Origin of the sequence: Mucilaginibacter gossypii, from assembly GCF_017569325.2 — a bacterium.
Lineage (GTDB): Bacteria > Bacteroidota > Bacteroidia > Sphingobacteriales > Sphingobacteriaceae > Mucilaginibacter > Mucilaginibacter gossypii.
In genome coordinates, this window is the sequence record NZ_CP071878.2 from 2,646,559 (window position 1) to 2,663,894 (window position 17,336).

Genomic DNA, 17,336 nt, shown 5'->3' on the forward strand with positions numbered 1-17,336 from the left:
CTAAACAGGGGGATGATGGTTTTTAAGGCCGACAATAATCGTATCCTGGGATATATCTTTATTTCGGTAAATGATCTGGATCTTATTTTTGCCGGCTTTCTTAACCAACCCATTAAAAACTTTCAATTCTTTTAATAATTTCTTATTTGTAGTATCTGAATTTAGGGCTATAACTTGATTCGAGCCCAAAGCAACACTCTGATTACCAAACCGCGGCAATTCGGGCAACTGCCATTCCCATATAGGAAACCAATACAAGACAACCCATTTACGATTTTTATAAGTCATGGTCTTATATTCATTAAGGCTCGACCAATCGGCTTTATTGGTCACGTAGGATATTTCGTCCCCCCCATCGCCGTTCAGATCTCCTTCATTTTTAAGATAAAGTAATCCAAAATTGCCAACCGGAACTACATCTATCCTGCGGATTAATTCATTGTCACATACTATAAATGAATATGATCGCTTTCCATTGGCCATCTTAATGTCGTAATCATAATCATCATTGTAAAATTTGTTTGTCTCCTTATTGGTTAGGCCGTTGAAATAATGTTCGGTGAGTTTTTCCTGCCTCCCATCTCCATCAAAATCGCCGTTAATAACAAAACGGTAGCCCCAAACAAGTCGCGGTTTCTCCTGCCCGCCCCCTTTTGGGTTAACTTGTCGCTGCGGTTTTATTTGATTAGCCGCATTCCTCTTATCAACATTAACCGAAGCATGATTACAGGAAGGAAAAAAACCAATTAATACGATGAGAAAAGGCAGGTTGCGATACATGAATATTGAATTAATACTTTAAATTTAGGTGTTTTAAGACTGATAAGCCCCCAATAGCCGAGAACATTTCATACTTTTTCATTAACATTAAAATTTAGAGTAAAAAATCTGATATAAATTACTTTCGAACAACTCATTGTGTTATATTTACACAATAGAAAATCAATAATTGCCCCTATTGGGAGATCACCGATTTGCTATATTTCTTCTTTCCCGATCTCTCAAGCGTGCAGAGATCTATTGCTTTAAACCAATTTAACCAAATACAATTATGAAAAAAAACAGTACCCTCATGCTGCTTTTACTCATTTGCTTTTTACCTGTAACAGCGTTTTGCCAAAGCAGCAACGAACCAGTTGTTGCCGGGAACGATGTAGCTGTAACATCAACCGAAAGCGGAAAAGTAAAAGGCTATCTTCACAATGGCATTTTTACATTTAAAGGTATCCCCTACGCCAAAGCCGACCGCTTTATGGCGCCCGAAAAAACTGCGCCATGGACAGATGTACGCAGTTCAAAAACTTACGGTCCGGTTTGTCCTACCGATCCAACTACAACTGTTAACGACGAATTTGAATTTGCCTTTCAGCATGATCTGGGTTATTCAAATGAACACTGCCAGTCGCTCAATGTATGGACACAGAAACTGAACGATGGCAAAAAACGCCCGGTAATGGTTTGGCTGCATGGTGGCGGCTTTACAGCCGGTTCATCAATTGAACTTCCATCATATGACGGTGAAAACCTGGCTAAAAAGGGAGATGTGGTACTGGTATCGGTAAATCACCGGTTAAACATTTTGGGCTTTCTTGATCTTTCAGCCTATGGTGATAAATATAAGGGCTCTGCAAACGCGGGCCTGCTCGATTTGAAATTGGCCCTGGAATGGGTAAAACAAAATATAACCCAGTTTGGCGGCGATCCTGATAATGTGACCATCTTTGGGCAGTCGGGTGGTGGCGGTAAGGTTACCTGTTTGATGAACGCGCCATCAGTAAAAGGTTTATTTAAAAATGCCATTGTTGAAAGCGGCAGCTATATCACCAATTTTAACGAAAAACCGGTTACCCAAAAAGTTGCCGCTGCATTATTGGAAGAACTTCACCTGCAGCCTTCACAGGTTGATTCTCTTCAAAAACTGCCTTATGATGTACTCAACGAAGCGGGTAAAAAAGCCATGCGCAAGGTTTCGGCCGAGTTGAAAAAAGAGGGCAAAACCATGAACGGCTGGGGCCCCGCTTTAGACGGCGATTTTCTTCCTTACCAACCATCAGATCCGGCAGCTAAAGAACTGTCGAAAAATGTTCCGCTACTGGTAGGTACAACCAAAAACGAATTCGCTCCATTTATCCCCGGCCCTAAAAGCCAAACTATGGATGAATTAAAAGCCAGTCTTCAAAAAAAATATGGTGATAAAACCGATGTTTACATCGCCGCGGCGCAAAAAGCGTATCCAACAATTTCAAAACCATCAGAATTTACCGACATTGAATTTAACTTCCGCTCATTAGCCATTAAACAGGCAAATGAAAAGGCTGTTAGTGGCGCGGCCCCGGTGTATATGTACCTGTTTACCTGGCAATCGCCCGTAAATGGAGGTATGTATAAAGCCATGCACTGTATGGATATAGCTTTCCAGTTTAACAACATCGCACGCTGCCAGGAAATGACCGGCGGCGGTAAGGAAGCATATGCCCTTGCCGATAAAATAAGCAGCGCATGGATAAATTTTGCCAAAACCGGCAACCCCAATACATCGTCATTACCTAAATGGCCTGCATACACTGCCGAAAATGGTGCAACTATGATACTGGATAACCAATGCACAGTTAAAAATCACCCGGATGATGAATTATTAAAAATAGTAGCCGCAGCACCAAAACCATAAGTAAATGAGAAGAGTAGCTTTAATATTTGCCCTGCTGTTTAGCAGCATATGGGTTTTTGCAGCCAAAGTCGACACGGTACAAATCCCAAGCGTGGCAATGAACAAAACTTATAAAGCGGCTATTGCATTTCCTAAAGCATATGAAAAAAGCAAAGCCAATTTTCCGGTATTGTACCTGCTGCATGGGGGGTATGGCCATTTTGACGACTGGCTGCTAAAAACACCGGATAAATCACTGGTAAAAGACCTTGCTGATCAATACAACATCATTATCGTAATGCCCGAAGGTGAAATCTTTAGTTATTATGTTGATAGCCCTATTGATCCTAACAGCAAGTTTGAAACTTATATTATTAAGGAAGTGATTCCTTTTATCGATAGCAAATACCGCACTGTTAATGATAAAAAAGGCAGGCTTATCACCGGCTTATCTATGGGAGGATTTGGCGCGTTGTATCTTTCAACCAGGCATCCGGAACTTTTTGCAGCAGCAGGTAGTATGAGCGGAGCACTTGACCCAAACATGACCACCTGGAAGCTCCCCCCCGATAGGTTTGAGATGCTTACCAAAATGCTTGATAAAATTTGGGGGCCTATGACGCCGGATACTTACCTGCAATATTCGGTTGTGAACATGGCTGATCAGATCCGTAAAAACGGGCTGCCATTGGTTATTAATATAGGAGTTGATGACTTTTTGCTTGAGCCCAACCGTGAATTACACCGCAGATTAGTTTATAACCATACTCCACATGATTATTCCGAACAACCAGGAGGCCATACCTGGGAGTTTTGGCAAAACGCCTTGCCGGGGCATTTGTTGTTTTTCAGTAAAATTCTGAAAGCAAATGGTGTTTACGTTTTATAAACGGCGAAATTGAATATATAAGGGAAGATCGATGACGGTATCTTCCCTTTATATTTACGCTATTTTCAGCATGGAAAGATAAGCGCCGGTAGATGGGCATGTTCTTCATTCTCCATATTCTCCCAATCCCATAACCCATTTAATTGCGAGCTGCGGTTGCTCAATACAAAAAAATCAACTCGCATTATATTGGCCAGTACATCAACGGTTTTCATGATATCCCGCTCCTTGATATTCACCAGGTTCAGCCTTGAACCGGAGAACAATTGCCTGAACACAGCATCAGCATAATCATTATGCATATGGGGTAATCCCGATTCAGTTATATTAAAAAGCGAGGCCTTTACACCCATAGCTTCACTCATTTTACTTAAAAAATTTACAATATCCTTTTTGGCATAACGAAGATCGGCAAGGTATCCCATATTCGTAATATTGAATGAGGCACCTTCCGGAACGGCCAGTAATGGGCAGCATGAATGATTTAAAACAGGCACAAGCTGTTCATTAATTTCTTTTGCAGTTCCGCCAACCCCTTTGATAATTAAACCTATATCATATTTAGCTATAATTGCGTGGAGCGACATCCCCAAAGTATCCAGATAGTTAAGGAAAACTATCTTTTCGATGCCTTTATTTTGATCTTTAAAACTAAAATCCTCATCATCAAATATATCCTGTGTGGTAGTATCTGATTGCTGAACACTCATCGGCTCGGGTACCGTGTTCATAACAATTACTTTGGTTTTTAATTTATCACCTAAATTACCGGCGTAAGTAAGTGCATAATTGCTTTCTTTTTTGAGATTGTGAACTACCAGGATTCCTTTCATAGCTAATTTATATAATAATGAGATGTATGATTTGAACAAGTGATAACAAGAGCTGTTTCTTAATTTGTAATTAAAAAAGTCATAAAAAAGTCAGTTTGATACGCTCATGAGTTGCTGGCGGTGTATAAACTTTAACCTTTAGCTGAAAAGCGGATATTATTCACCACCTGTTGCAATAAACGGTTATGTTAGGTAATCTTTAAAATGGCTTTGTTTTAATTTACACTGATATTAAATAACGTTGCTTATTGATGTCACGGATAAATAAAAACAGATCAATTTGCAATAAAAATGACCGCTCATGCTAAACACTTGATCACTGTTGACGATTTCCTGGTAGCACCACCATTATCCGCTCCTGCTACAGGAAATTAGACAGGATGATGATATTGGCGAACTGATTAAAATCCTGCCTATTCAAACAATCACCTTTGATTGCTAAATATGAAAGCAAAAAAGCCACTCAATTGAGCAGCTTTATATAAGGTTTAACAACCTTTGTTAATACAAGGTAAATTCAACCCTGCGGTTAGCCTGACGGCCTGCAGCTGTTTTGTTTGTAGCTATTGGCTGTGTTTGACCATAGCCGGTTGCTTCAATACGCGAGGGATTTGCACCTTTACTTGCGAGGTATGATTTAACCGATTCAGCACGATCTTTTGATAAACGCATGTTTAAATCAGCCGAACCTGTATTGTCAGTATGGCCAGCAAGTTTCAGGCTAAAGTTTTTATCAACTAATAACTGTGCTACCCTATCCAAACTTGGATATGAATGCGCACGAATGGTAGCTTTACCCAAATCAAACTCAAGGTTTTTAATGGCGTCTTTAACTACTTTCTTATCTTCTTCAGTAACATAAACTACCGGTTTAGCCAAAGGACAACCTGAGCCATCAACTTTTTGGCCGGCCGGTGTGTTAGGGCATTTATCGTTTACGTCCACAACACCGTCACCGTCGCTGTCGGTAGTTAACTTGGCAAGATTGGCATTGGTTGTTGCAAGGTCGCCGGCCAGCTGTGCGTTTTTCGCTTTTTCAGCATCAATCTGTTGCTGTAGTTCAGCGCGGGTACGCTGGTTTTCCCATTGGTACTCTGTACGCATTGATGATACGGGATTATGGGTTGCCATCTGGTGCTTTTTCTTATTACCAAGGGCAAACTCCAAACCAATATGAGCGTATGAAAACCTGTCATCACCCGCCCCATACTTATATCCGTCAAGGTTATCGGCCTGTACAAAGTTAACCTGGTAACCTAAATCAAGGTTTATGCCCGGGGCAAGGTCAAATTTCAAACCTAAGCCAATGGGGATAAACAATTCGTTGATATGGCCATTATCGGTTTTCTTAAAGTTTTCCTGTTGCCCACCAATCGGGGTAATCCTCGGTGTGTAGTTCAAATTACCAACACCAGCGGTTAAATAAGGCTGAATAAATGGCTTTTCATGGCGCCAATTGATGTTAGCCAGCGTAATATTAGCACTTAAAGCTGCCGACCAATTTAATTTAGTAGAGTATGAATCATAGGGAGAGGTACCTGCTGCGTTAGGCTGACTGTTTGATGAAGTTAATTTACCGCGAAGGAAGTCGGCCTGTAAGCCCAAGGATGGCAATATTTGTTTTTTAATGTATCCGCCGTAACCAAACTGTTCGGTTGGATTGGTAAAATCCTGCCTATTGTTGCGTCCGAATATGGTAAAGGGGGTTAATAAACCGCCATGTACACCTATCGACCAGGTACGTAATTCACTGCCACCCGAAAATGGCCTCACGTAATCTTTTGCTGTAGCTGAGGTATCTGTTGACTGAGCGAATAATTTGCTACCAATCATAACTCCTGTAAGAAGTAATGAGGCTTTTTTTAAATTTGTTTTCATATCTATATATTTAATTATACGTTTAACATTCAAGTAAAACGTGCACTGGTTAATCCAACATTGATGCCATCAATATTTATTAAACCAGAAAGCCCATGGCCAAAAGGCAGGCTAATCAAATAAAAAAAGCATATGAAATTTGATATAAAATGCTGACTCACTAAGTCAAATGCTTAGGTTTTTATATCACCACTAAGGTTGCTTTAAACAGGCAATCACAACCAAATTCTTAACTTTTTGTACAAATTGGTTAATGAGTAAAAAAGAATACAGTTTTGTACAGTTAAAGAGTAATTAAACAAAATGGTTGTTAAGCGATCACAGCAACCATATTAAACAAGTTTTCGCCCAGGTTAATATTACCGCTAACTTTGGAAGCCTCCAATGCGGTTTGCGGATTGATGCCTTTGGTGAAAACCTTCCAGGCAATATCAGGCGATAAAGTTACTATAGCATCCGGCACAGATCCGGCATTTTTGATGAGTGTCCAGCCCTCAGCCATTTTAAGCAGGTACCAGTTACCGCCAGCTTCGCCAGTTACAGTGATTTGAATTAGCGTACTGGTGTTTGCTTTAACCGTACGATATGTATGCGGAAGCCCGCACATAAAAGTATCGATACAGGGATAAAACAATTCGGCAGTTAGGATGCCTTGTTTGCCAACCGCTTCGCGGATCTGTTGCTGGTGATGAAACTTTTCGGTGTATTCGCGGGCTATATGAAACCAGTTAACGGATTCATCTTCACCTGCCCAGGCTACTGAAAATGGTGCAGGTGCAAACAAATCAGCGGCAGCCATTACTTTGCTGTATTGTTTGCCTGTAGTTTCTAAAAGGTCGATAAGCAACTGCGGGCTTACACGCTTCATAGCGTTTACCCAGGTGGCGTTTAATCCATTCAAAAAATCAACTAAATCACTATAGTTATTGATGGGATTTGAAGGAGGATCGCCTGCAAATTGATGAGACGAAGAAATGACGCGTATGTTACCATCAAGCAAATGAGCGGCTATATCCTTTACTGCCCAAAGTTTTGCTAATGTAGGCCTGTTCCAGTCGTCCGCTGATAAAGACTTAAGCAGTTCTGTCAGCTTTTGATCCAAAAGGGGGAACAGGTGAACTGTTTTAATAGGGACTTCCTGTTCCGCCATCTGGTATTTTCAATGAGTAATAACTATGTTATTGAGCAGGGTGAACAATCACCTTCCATTTAATTTCGGCACCGGCTTTTGCAAGTGTTGCAGCAACCGAGCAGTATTTGTTAATAGAAAGTTCGGCAGCACGCACAGCTTTATCTTCATCAACATTGCCGTAAATATGAAATTCAATATCCACATCTTCCCACAGTGAAGGTTCCTTACCTGCTTCACGTTCGCCGTTAACCACCATTTTATAATCGGTTATTTCCTGGCGTTGTTTTTTCAGGATACTGATTACGTCAATTGCCGAACAACCAGCAAGGCCCATTAAAAGCATCTGCATTGGGCGGATGCCAAAATCCTGGCCGCCACTTTCCGGACTGCTATCCATTTTTACGGTGTGACCGTTAGCGTCAACAGCTTCAAAGCCAAAATCTCCATGTACACGTTTTAATTCAATCTGAGCCATATTATCGGGTATTATTGTGCTAAGTTATACAATTAAGTGCTTATGCTAAAACGCAGTGCCGTTTGTTTAACTGGTTTTAACTAAAAATGACCTATACCACATATTTCCTGTTTTTAACAGGTATCACCAGCTTTAAACCCGACCACACTTCATCAACCGCGCAAACCTTGATGTCAACCAAGCCTATTTGCAAAGCAAAGCTCCTGATCAAATCTTCTGTAATATCAGTAACTACTTTCGAAGCCTTTTTGGGCCAGGATACCCAAATCATGCCGTCCTGTTTAATTTGCTTTATCAGTTCAGGCAGCTTAACCCGGTATTCATCCGCACTTTTGCTAAAGAAATGGATCACATCAATTTCAAATGAAATATCATCTGTAAAATAAACATCAGAAGGCATGTCGCTAAACAGATCAAGGTAATGATCAGGTGCATTAACAAGCAACAGCTTCCTGCCTGCTTTTATGCCGAGTTTTTTTGCCAGGGGCGTAGCTGAATAGCCAGCCATTACAATATATCTTTCAGGTGATGCAGCATATGATCAACATAGTCGGCGGCAAGCCATTCTACAGTTTGCAGGTTTGGTTCCTGTTTGCTGCTGTCACAGCGGGAACTCCATCTGTCGGCAGGGTAATTCTCTAAAACCCGTACAATCTGCAGGTTCAGCAAGGCCCAAAGTTCAATCAATTCGTTAATGTCAGCATCCTGGTAACGTGCGGCAGCAACCCATTCTACCTGTTGGTAGGTAAGCCTGAAGTTTTCTTCATAGGTGCAACGCACAAAACGCTGCAGGTTAATTTGAGCACTGTCAATCAAATGGCCAACCACTTCTTTTTTTGACCACTTAGCGGACGATGCCTTACAGGCCCAGTCAATATCGCGGCCTTTTAGTTGCCTTACATTATCTATAATTCCGTTGAGTTTATGGATTGTATCGTTCATTTATTGGTTTATCGGTAGTATAAAAGTATCAGTATTTCATATTAAACAGCAAAAGCACTAACTTCAAAGCCTTAAACATTACTATGGCGCTTAACTATATCTGGATAGCTTTTTTTGTAATTGCATTTGTAGTTTCACTCATAAAATTAGTTTTTTTCGGCGACACAGAAGCTTTCAAATTATTGGTTGAAGGATTATTTAATTCGTCAAAATCGTCGGTAATGGATATCGCTTTGCCGCTGATTGGCTCTATGGCATTCTGGCTCGGCATTCTGAACATTGGCGAAAAAGCGGGGGCAATTAACCTTTTATCAAGGATAGTGAGGCCATTCTTTAGCCGCTTGTTCCCGGATGTGCCGAAAGACCACCCCGCCACTGGCCAAATGATGATGAATTTTTCGGCCAATTTAATGGGCCTTGATAACGCAGCTACACCGCTTGGCTTAAAAGCGATGGGCAGCCTGCAGGAGTTGAATCCAGATAAAGAAACAGCATCAAACGCCCAGATCATGTTCCTGGTGCTACATACATCCGGCTTGCAGTTATTGCCGGTTACGATTATTGCCCAAAGAGCTATCCTTAACTCCAAAGATCCTGCGGAGGTATTTTTACCCTGCATTATCGCCACATACGTAGCTACAGTAGTGGGACTTATAGCTGTGGCCATTAAGCAAAAGATCAATCTTTTCGACAGGGTAATTATTGGCTGGCTTGGCGGCGTTACCGTTTTCATTACATTGGTGGTATGGTACTTTACCACGCAGCTAACCAAAGAGCAGATCAGTACGGTATCATCAGTTATAAGCAATGTGATGTTGTTTACCATACCGGTAATATTTATCGTGGGCGGCCTTATAAAGAAAGTAAATGTGTTTGAAGTTTTTGTAGAGGGTGCCAAAGGAGGTTTTGAAACATCTGTCAAAATAATCCCCTATCTGGTAGCTATGCTGGTTGGGATCAGCGTGTTCAGGAATTGCGGCGCGTTGGATTATATGAATGAAGGATTGCGCTGGGTCTGCGTTCAGTTTAATTTAGATACGCGCTTTGTAGATGCTATGCCTGTAGCTTACTTGAAACCACTTAGCGGTTCGGGCTCAAAAGGTATGATGATAACGGTAATGCAAAATTTTGGTGTCGATAAATTTGCGGGGCGGCTTGCCGGGATCTTTAACGGTTCGGCCGATACTACTTTTTACATCGTTGCTTTATACTTTGGTTCGGTGGGTATTAAAAAATCGCGTTATGCTATTCCGGCAGGACTTATTGCCGATTTGGCCGGCGTTATTGCGGCTATTTTTATTGCTTATTTGTTCTTCGGCCATCAGCCATAATTGCTACATAAAGGGGTGGGGCTTTTATTTATCAATTAAATTGCTACTTTTATTGCACCCTTTTTAAACTAATGACTCAAACTTATCTTAAAGAAAAGCAGCTTAAAAAAAAACGCGCTATGAAAGGCGTATATGCCATTATCATCGCTGGTATAGTATTTATTTTTATTATGGTAAAGTTTGCCTTATCCGGCGGTGTTACAGAGGTGCTTTCATTTAGTAAAATGCCTAATGCTGATGACGCCTATAAAATTGCGAAGGAATTTGTAATCCCAACCATACGTTCGGGAAACATCTCCTTCCCCGATGACAGGTATCAATTTGGCAAAAAGGCCGACTCTGTTTTTATTATCAAATCGTATGCTATTTCAACAGATAGCCAGGGAGAAACAAACCGTACCAATTTTGAAGTGATCCTGAAATATAACGGCGGCCCAACCTTTCTGAAAAAGAACTGGAACCTTGTTGATATTAACGAAACACCCGAATAAAGAAAATTAAGTCAATAGTATTAAGTCGGAAGTCGGCAATCTGTTTTTTGCTTCTCTATACTAAGATCTCATACCTTAAGACTAAGCTTAATTTATTAATAACAGTACTCTATTTAAAAGTCTTATGGAAGAAACAGGAATTGAGTTAATAGAAACAGCTACTGCACTTATAGGACTCACTCAATATCAAACAGTAGTTAACAGTGGTGGGCATGGCCTTATAACCGATGAACCCCTTGAGGCTGAAGGCAGCAATACAGGCATGAACCCGTTTAGTTTGTTACTGGCGAGCCTCGCAAGCTGCACTGTGATCACCCTACGCATGTACATTAACCGTAAAATGTGGCCTATAGAGGAAATTAAAGCCGATGTTGAAATGTTTAAGACTTTAAGTGGTACACGCATTGAAACTAAAATTAGCTTTAAAGGTGAAGTAAATGACGAACAAAGAGATCGGTTATTGAAAATAGCAAATGCATGTCCGGTACATAAAATATTGACCGGCAATATTGCTATCCGTACAAATATCAACCCATAAAAAAAGCCCGCACGGCAAAAAGCTATGCAGGCTAAATCACTCTAAAACAATCACCTCTTAAAAAAGAAGTATTTTATAAATAACTAAACAGGGAGGTAATTACCTGGCTATTACATTATTTGTAAGTACAAATGTACCTATAAATAATAGCCATACTATTTAACAGCCAATTCATTTGACGGCTAACTGACAGTATGGGGTATTTATACCTTAAGATGACTTTAGTACATCAATCCTTTGATAAAAATATCAAGCAGGAGTAGTTTTTTATGATGAATTTCTTCCAGGTGTTCCTTGCGCGGAAAGTTGGTTTTCTTTTGAGATATTGCCCCCACCCTGATGCCGTGCAAGGCGTCCATCAATACATCAACAACTTCGTCAGGATTTTCTACAGGCTTAATGGCTCCTTTTTCAACTTCCGATTTAATAGCATTGCTTAACAAGTTTAGCTCGGCACTGTGCACTTCGCTAACTATTTGCCAAATGGTTTCGGGGAGGTTTTGTTCGTTAAGCCTGAAAAAATCAAAAAAGTTATAATTGTTTACTATAAACTCGTGATGGGTATTTACCTGGAAGGTGAAAGCTTCTTTTAAATTGGTAAATGTATTTAGCCTGTTTTCAAGTGTTTTAAGATAATCAGTAGCAAGCTTACGCATTACAGCAATGTACAACTGGCTTTTATCCGGGAAATAATAATAAAGCAGGGCCTTTGACATAGAGAGGTCGCCGGCTATTTCGTTCATAGTAGTTTTTGAATAACCGTAATGTAAAAAGCGCTGGTGCGAGGCTTCTAAAATTTTCTCTCTTTTAATATCCTGCTGGTCATTCACTGCTGCCATGTGCTCGTTAAGTTTTATTTAAACAGGTAAACAAAAAGTTAAGACAATCGATTTCCTGACTTTTTTAACAAAACTATCAAAAATTCATTAAACATATGTAACAACACCCGGTACCGCGGCATTTGCTAAAACAATTTTACATTCCAACTATTTTACTGTAGAAAACATTTGCCTTGCTATGAATATTGAAAACAGCTTATCCCCCGACCTGCTCACATTTTCACAGCGCATACCATCATTTGTCTGGAATCTGATCATCGCGCTAGTAGCCATACTTGTTGGCCTGAGTATAAAATTCATAATAACCCGTCTATTTAAATTTTATGCAAAAAAAACAGACGCATCCTACTCAATCTTAAGATCGATACTGGTTAACCTTGGGCCGGCTGTAGCTTATTTCATCCCGCTGTTTCTATTCAATATTCTTTCGCCATTAATGCGAATGAATCCGGTTTATTACAAACCTCTTGACAAAACTTTTGAGATTTTACTTACCATATCTTTCGCGGGCCTGCTTGTACGTTCGGTAAGGATCCTGGAAGATTATATCTATCACACTTACGACCTTAATAAAGTGGATAACCTGAAGGAACGTAAGGTACGCACCCAAATCCAGTTTATCCGTAAGATCATTGTAGTGACTATTATCTTTTTGACGATTGCCATTATATTGCTCAGTTTTGAAAGCATGCGTAAAATAGGTACCGGTTTACTTACCGGTGTTGGGATAGGTGGTATCATAGTTGGTTTTGCAGCACAGAGCTCATTAGGTAATTTGCTGGCCGGCTTCCAGATAGCTTTTACTCAGCCTATTCGTATTGATGATGTTTTGGTTGTAGAGGGCGAATGGGGACGCGTGGAGGAGATCACGCTTACTTATGTGGTTTTAAAAATCTGGGACGAACGTAGGCTGATACTCCCCATCAATTATTTTATTCAAAAACCCTTTCAAAATTGGACGCGGACATCTGCAGATATCCTGGGCACTGTATTTTTATATCTGGACCATACCGCCCCTATTGATGCGATACGTGAAGAATTTGAACGACTGATAGTTAAATCGAACCTGTGGGACAAGCGGGTTAAAGTAGTACAGGTAACTGACGTTAAAGAACATACCATAGAGATCAGGGTGTTAATGAGTTCCCGAACCTCATCAGATGCATTTGACCTCCGTTGCTATATCCGTGAAAACCTGATAAGCTTTATTCAAAAGAACTATCCTGACAGCCTGCCCCGGTCGCGTAATGAGATCAGCAACCTGGGCGAACTTGAAAAATATGTTCAGCCTGCAACCGGGGCATAGGTCTGCTTACTTAAGCCAAAGCCCGATCCTATTACCAAAGCATCTTCAATTGCGCCAATTACCGGGTCGGCGATATGATTTACCTTAACCGTATTTTTGCGTAAAAAGTAACTGGCATAGGTTGCAGATATTGCCGCCACCCCTCCTATCAAGGCTCCAGTTAATGCTTTGCCCCCCACCGCTTTATAAATACTGGCGCCGGCCAGGGCACCAGATAAACACCTTGCCGCTACCCCTGCGGGTTCTATACGGTTTGGAGTGGAGGGTAATTTATCTGCAATGAGTTCAGTAACGGATACGATCTTTAAAACAGCAGCCACCGATGTTGATTGCATGAATCTTAACGGTGGTGTTTCCAGTTGCTTTGATGGATGATGACTTAATACATGCGTAGTTACAACAGGGGCAGATAAGGTACGCATACCGGCTAACGTACCAAGGCATATTACCGGCCAAAGCGGTTTTGTTATTTTAAGTTTCATGGCTGTGATAAACGTTTGCATAGAGAACCATAAATACATTATTATGTTTTATTTAAAAACTGTCAAAAAACAAAACAGCCGCAATCTTTCGACTGCAGCTGTTTGTGTTATTAATGGCTCTTTATTTTAAACAGCTTCTGTTTCTAATACTTCAACATGTTTAGCTTCAACCGATTTTTTGCCGAACAACCTTGCTTTCAGATTATAACGGATCAGGTATAAACATGGTACAAGGATCAATGTAATAATGGTGGCGAAACCTAAACCGAAGATCATTGTCCAAGCCAGCGGCCCCCAGAAAGCAACGTTATCACCACCAAAGTGGATATGTGGCTCAAAATGGGTAAACAAGCCAACGAAATCGATATTGAAACCAACTGCCAAAGGTATCAGGCCCAAAATAGCTGCCGTTGCGGTTAACAACACAGGCGTCATACGGGTATGCCCAGCTTCAACCACCGCATCGTGGATGCTTACCCCCTGCTCCAACAGCATATCGGTAAACTCAACTAATAAGATACCGTTACGAACAACCACACCCGCCAGTGCGATGATACCAATCCCAGTCATTACTATAGACATGGTCATACCAAAGACACTAACACCCAGCAACACCCCAATAATACTAAAGAGGATCTCGCTAATGATAATGAGTGTTTTACCGATAGAGTTAAACTGGATCATTAAAATAATGAGAATAAGCCCGAACGACACACCAAGCGCAGAAAGCAGGAAAGTCATTGCTTCCATTTGGTCTTCCTGACCACCACCCTGCCTTATAATAACATTATCCGGTTTCTTAAAGTTGTTTATCGCCTTTAAAATATTGGCATTAACCTCGTTAGGGTTATTAGGCTTAATAACATTTGAGCCAAGCGTTAAAACCCTGCGTTGCTGTTTACGCTTGATATTGCTGTACGTAGTTGTATAACGTACATCAGTGAAAGCTGATATTGGCACCTGGCGTATTGTTCCATTCATTGCCATATCGCGATAGGTTATTTTTAAGTTTTTGATCTCATCAATACTGCCTCGCTGATCTTCGAGTGCTCTTACTTTTATTTGATAATCATCCTCTTTAGTATTTCTAAAATCAGCTGCTTTTTTTCCAAAAATAGCGGTTGCCAAATTATCAGTAATCTGCCCGGACGATATTCCTTCCCTGTTGGCACGCTCACGGTCAACATCGAATACTATTTCAGGCTTATCACTTTGCACGTCGGCAATAAGATTTTCGATACCAGCAATATTCTGTTTTGCTAAATAATTTTTCAGTCGGGTGCCTGTCGCTACCAAAGTATCTAAATTATCACCAACAATTTCAATACTTATATCCTTTTGTACAGGCGGGCCACTATTTTCTTGGGTTACTGATATTTTAGCGCCTGGGACACCTTGTACTGCTTCACGTATACGTTTGAGTATTGCTTTAGTATCTTTTCCGTTTCGCTTACCAAACTCAACAAAAGCAACTGTTATTTTGCCTTTATTCTGGTAGTCACTTTGGTCTTCATCTGTTGGATCGTTTACTCCCTTTGTAACATTTGAAATAACTGACGACACAATATCTTTATCAGGCTCAACAACTGTTGCAACCTTTTTTTCTATCTGCCTGGTTACTTCGTTAGTGTAAGCTTGATCAGTACCGATAGGCAAAGTAATATAGACGTATGCAAAGTTAGGGTCGCCGGAAGGAAAAAACTCCGGAGTCTTTCCTCGTACTGCCATCAGGAAAATAGCAAAACCAAATAAGCCAATGGTTCCTACCAAAACGGTTACTGGTCTGCGGACAGCGCGTTCAAGCCATTTGGCATACCAATTTTGAAATTTGGGCCAGGCGTTTTTCTGAAATTTGTCAATAATCCGCAGCAGGAAGAAATGATTGATCAGATATAATACCATGATCAGCACCATCAGGTTGCCAAAACCAATATTGATCAAGTAACCGATTACTGCAGCGATGGCCAAAAATATCATAGCCCTTTTTGTAGGCCTGTCAAACTTAGGGTTATCATGCTCACCATCATGATGAGGTTTCATAAAGTCAACCGCAAATACAGGGTTAAAGATATAGGCTACCACCAACGAGGCCAACAAAGTAATGATCAGTGTTATAGGCAGGAAAAACATGAAATGACCAATCAAACTATTCCAGAATGCCAATGGTATAAATGGAGCCAAAGTGGTCATGGTCCCTGAAAACACTGGCAAGAAAACCTCGCCTGCAGCCATTTTTGCGGCCTCCTTAATCGGAACCTTTCCGTTAGCAAAAATACGGTGTGTATTTTCTATCACTACAATAGCATCATCTACCACAATACCCAGCGCCAGCAAAAACGAGAACAACACGATCATATTGAGCGTAAAGCCAATAGCAGGCATCACCAAAAAGGCTATAAAGCATGACAACGGAACCGAGAGCGCAACGAAAATAGCATTGGTTGTGCCCATGAAAAACATCAGAATAACGGTAACTAGCAAAAAACCAATAACAATCGTGTTGATTAAGTCGTTTAACGTTGTACGGGTTTTGTCAGATTGATCCCCGGTTACTGTAATATCTAATCCTTTGGGAAATACTGTCTTCTGCTTAAGTTTGATCAGGTCGTTGATTTTGTCTGAGGCTTCTATCAAGTTTTCCCCCGCTCTTTTACTTACATTAAGCGTAATTACATTTTTAAAATTAGGGTTGGCATTAGTTTTCAAACGAGCATAGCTTTCCTGCTCAAGAAATGAATCCTTCACTTCCGCAATATCCCTAAGATATATTGGCTGTCCTTTAGGGTTCCTGATTACCATTGCTTTTACTTCATCAGCATTTTTAAAATCCTGCTTGATATCAATGGTACGTCGTACTCCATCTGTTTTCACTGTGCCCGTAGAAGCTAATATATTTTCGTTTCCTACAGCTGTAGTAATATCATTGAAGGTAAGCTGCGCGGCAGCCATTTTATTGATATCGACATTTATTTGAATTTCTGGAGTCAATGCGCCCACCTCGTCTACTTTAGAGATTTCTTTAAATCCTTCTATTTCATCTTTTAACGCGTCTGCATATTCTTTAAGCTTTTTGAGGTCGTAATTACCCGATATATTTATATAAAGGATAGGGATATCAGCCACATTAATATCTGAAATGGTCGATTCCTTAAGATTTGGATCTCCTTGCGGAAGATCCTGCTTCGCTTTATCAACAGCTTCCTTAACATCTGTTTTCGCATCTTTTATATCAATATCAGCATTGAACTCCGCAGTAATTACCGAAGCGTTTTGAATTGAATTAGATGTTACCTTTTTTAAACCTTTTAATGATTTCAGGCGTTTTTCGATTTGCCTGGTTACCAAATTTTCAATATTCTGCGGTGATTGCCCCAGAAACTGTGTTGTGACAAACACCTTTGATTGTGCTATATCCGGAAAATTCTCCTTAGGCAGGCGGTTATAACTTATCAGCCCCAGCGCAGTGATCAGGAACATGAGCACATAAATGGCTGTTTTGTTATCAATGGCCCAGCTTGAAGGGCCAAATTCTTTTTTTACATCTTTCATAATG

Annotated in this window: 16 protein-coding genes; 6 read left to right on the top strand and 10 right to left on the bottom strand. The window is 40.5% G+C overall.

Features of this window, described 5'->3' with window-relative positions:
• Positions 1–780, bottom strand: a complete 780-nt coding sequence (locus J3L18_RS11055; RefSeq protein ID WP_129567662.1) for a hypothetical protein — start codon at positions 778–780, stop codon at positions 1–3.
• Positions 781–1,051: 271 nt separating this feature from the next.
• Between J3L18_RS11055 and J3L18_RS11060 the strand changes: the two genes are divergently transcribed.
• Positions 1,052–2,668 carry a carboxylesterase/lipase family protein gene (locus tag J3L18_RS11060; RefSeq protein ID WP_129567663.1) on the top strand — a complete coding sequence of 539 codons (1,617 nt, stop codon included), beginning with the start codon at positions 1,052–1,054 and terminating at the stop codon, positions 2,666–2,668.
• 4 nt (positions 2,669–2,672) lie between these two features.
• The gene (locus tag J3L18_RS11065) at positions 2,673–3,536 is read left to right on the top strand and encodes an alpha/beta hydrolase (RefSeq protein WP_112654922.1); all 864 of its coding nucleotides are present in this window, start codon (positions 2,673–2,675) and stop codon (positions 3,534–3,536) included.
• 65 nt (positions 3,537–3,601) lie between these two features.
• On the opposite strand, the gene J3L18_RS11070 is transcribed toward J3L18_RS11065, so the two are convergent.
• The 6 genes from J3L18_RS11070 to J3L18_RS11095 all read right to left on the bottom strand — a co-directional run bounded on the left by J3L18_RS11070 (position 3,602) and on the right by J3L18_RS11095 (position 8,796).
• Complete coding sequence (locus J3L18_RS11070; protein WP_129567664.1) at positions 3,602–4,369, bottom strand: putative universal stress family protein; 768 nt, start codon at positions 4,367–4,369, stop codon at positions 3,602–3,604.
• 501 nt (positions 4,370–4,870) lie between these two features.
• On the bottom strand, positions 4,871–6,247 hold the full coding sequence (locus J3L18_RS11075; RefSeq protein WP_129567665.1) for an OmpA family protein: 1,377 nt from the start codon (positions 6,245–6,247) through the stop codon (positions 4,871–4,873).
• A 310-nt stretch (positions 6,248–6,557) separates the two neighbouring features.
• The gene (locus J3L18_RS11080) at positions 6,558–7,397 is read right to left on the bottom strand and encodes a maleylpyruvate isomerase N-terminal domain-containing protein (protein ID WP_129567666.1); all 840 of its coding nucleotides are present in this window, start codon (positions 7,395–7,397) and stop codon (positions 6,558–6,560) included.
• A gap of 28 nt (positions 7,398–7,425) precedes the next feature.
• On the bottom strand, positions 7,426–7,854 hold the full coding sequence (locus J3L18_RS11085; RefSeq protein ID WP_129567667.1) for an OsmC family protein: 429 nt from the start codon (positions 7,852–7,854) through the stop codon (positions 7,426–7,428).
• Between the two features lie 91 nt (positions 7,855–7,945).
• Positions 7,946–8,362 carry a DUF3052 family protein gene (locus J3L18_RS11090; RefSeq protein WP_129567668.1) on the bottom strand — a complete coding sequence of 139 codons (417 nt, stop codon included), beginning with the start codon at positions 8,360–8,362 and terminating at the stop codon, positions 7,946–7,948.
• Positions 8,362–8,796 carry a DinB family protein gene (locus J3L18_RS11095; RefSeq protein ID WP_129567669.1) on the bottom strand — a complete coding sequence of 145 codons (435 nt, stop codon included), beginning with the start codon at positions 8,794–8,796 and terminating at the stop codon, positions 8,362–8,364. The genes J3L18_RS11090 and J3L18_RS11095 overlap by 1 nt, the downstream gene beginning before the upstream one ends.
• A gap of 83 nt (positions 8,797–8,879) precedes the next feature.
• Here J3L18_RS11095 and J3L18_RS11100 point away from each other — a divergent pair, with 83 nt between their 5' ends.
• The 3 genes from J3L18_RS11100 to J3L18_RS11110 all read left to right on the top strand — a co-directional run bounded on the left by J3L18_RS11100 (position 8,880) and on the right by J3L18_RS11110 (position 11,156).
• Entirely contained in the window at positions 8,880–10,127 is a 1,248-nt protein-coding gene (locus J3L18_RS11100; protein ID WP_129567670.1) for a spore maturation protein, read from the top strand.
• A 71-nt stretch (positions 10,128–10,198) separates the two neighbouring features.
• On the top strand, positions 10,199–10,618 hold the full coding sequence (locus tag J3L18_RS11105) for a hypothetical protein (protein WP_129567671.1): 420 nt from the start codon (positions 10,199–10,201) through the stop codon (positions 10,616–10,618).
• Positions 10,619–10,742: 124 nt separating this feature from the next.
• Positions 10,743–11,156, top strand: a complete 414-nt coding sequence (locus J3L18_RS11110) for an OsmC family protein (RefSeq protein ID WP_112654931.1) — start codon at positions 10,743–10,745, stop codon at positions 11,154–11,156.
• Between the two features lie 221 nt (positions 11,157–11,377).
• Here the strand turns inward: J3L18_RS11110 and J3L18_RS11115 are convergent, their stop codons facing one another.
• Complete coding sequence (locus J3L18_RS11115) at positions 11,378–11,995, bottom strand: TetR/AcrR family transcriptional regulator (protein ID WP_091163733.1); 618 nt, start codon at positions 11,993–11,995, stop codon at positions 11,378–11,380.
• A gap of 178 nt (positions 11,996–12,173) precedes the next feature.
• Here J3L18_RS11115 and J3L18_RS11120 point away from each other — a divergent pair, with 178 nt between their 5' ends.
• Positions 12,174–13,301, top strand: coding sequence for a mechanosensitive ion channel family protein (locus tag J3L18_RS11120; RefSeq protein ID WP_129567672.1), 1,128 nt, complete (start codon positions 12,174–12,176; stop codon positions 13,299–13,301).
• Here the strand turns inward: J3L18_RS11120 and J3L18_RS11125 are convergent.
• Positions 13,280–13,783 carry a DUF4126 family protein gene (locus tag J3L18_RS11125; RefSeq protein ID WP_189549015.1) on the bottom strand — a complete coding sequence of 168 codons (504 nt, stop codon included), beginning with the start codon at positions 13,781–13,783 and terminating at the stop codon, positions 13,280–13,282. The two genes, J3L18_RS11120 and J3L18_RS11125, sit on opposite strands and share 22 nt — an antisense overlap.
• Before the next feature lie 126 nt (positions 13,784–13,909).
• Positions 13,910–17,332: an efflux RND transporter permease subunit gene (locus J3L18_RS11130; RefSeq protein ID WP_129567674.1), complete on the bottom strand. Its 3,423-nt coding sequence runs from the start codon at positions 17,330–17,332 to the stop codon at positions 13,910–13,912.
• Between the last annotated feature and the right edge of the window lie 4 nt (positions 17,333–17,336).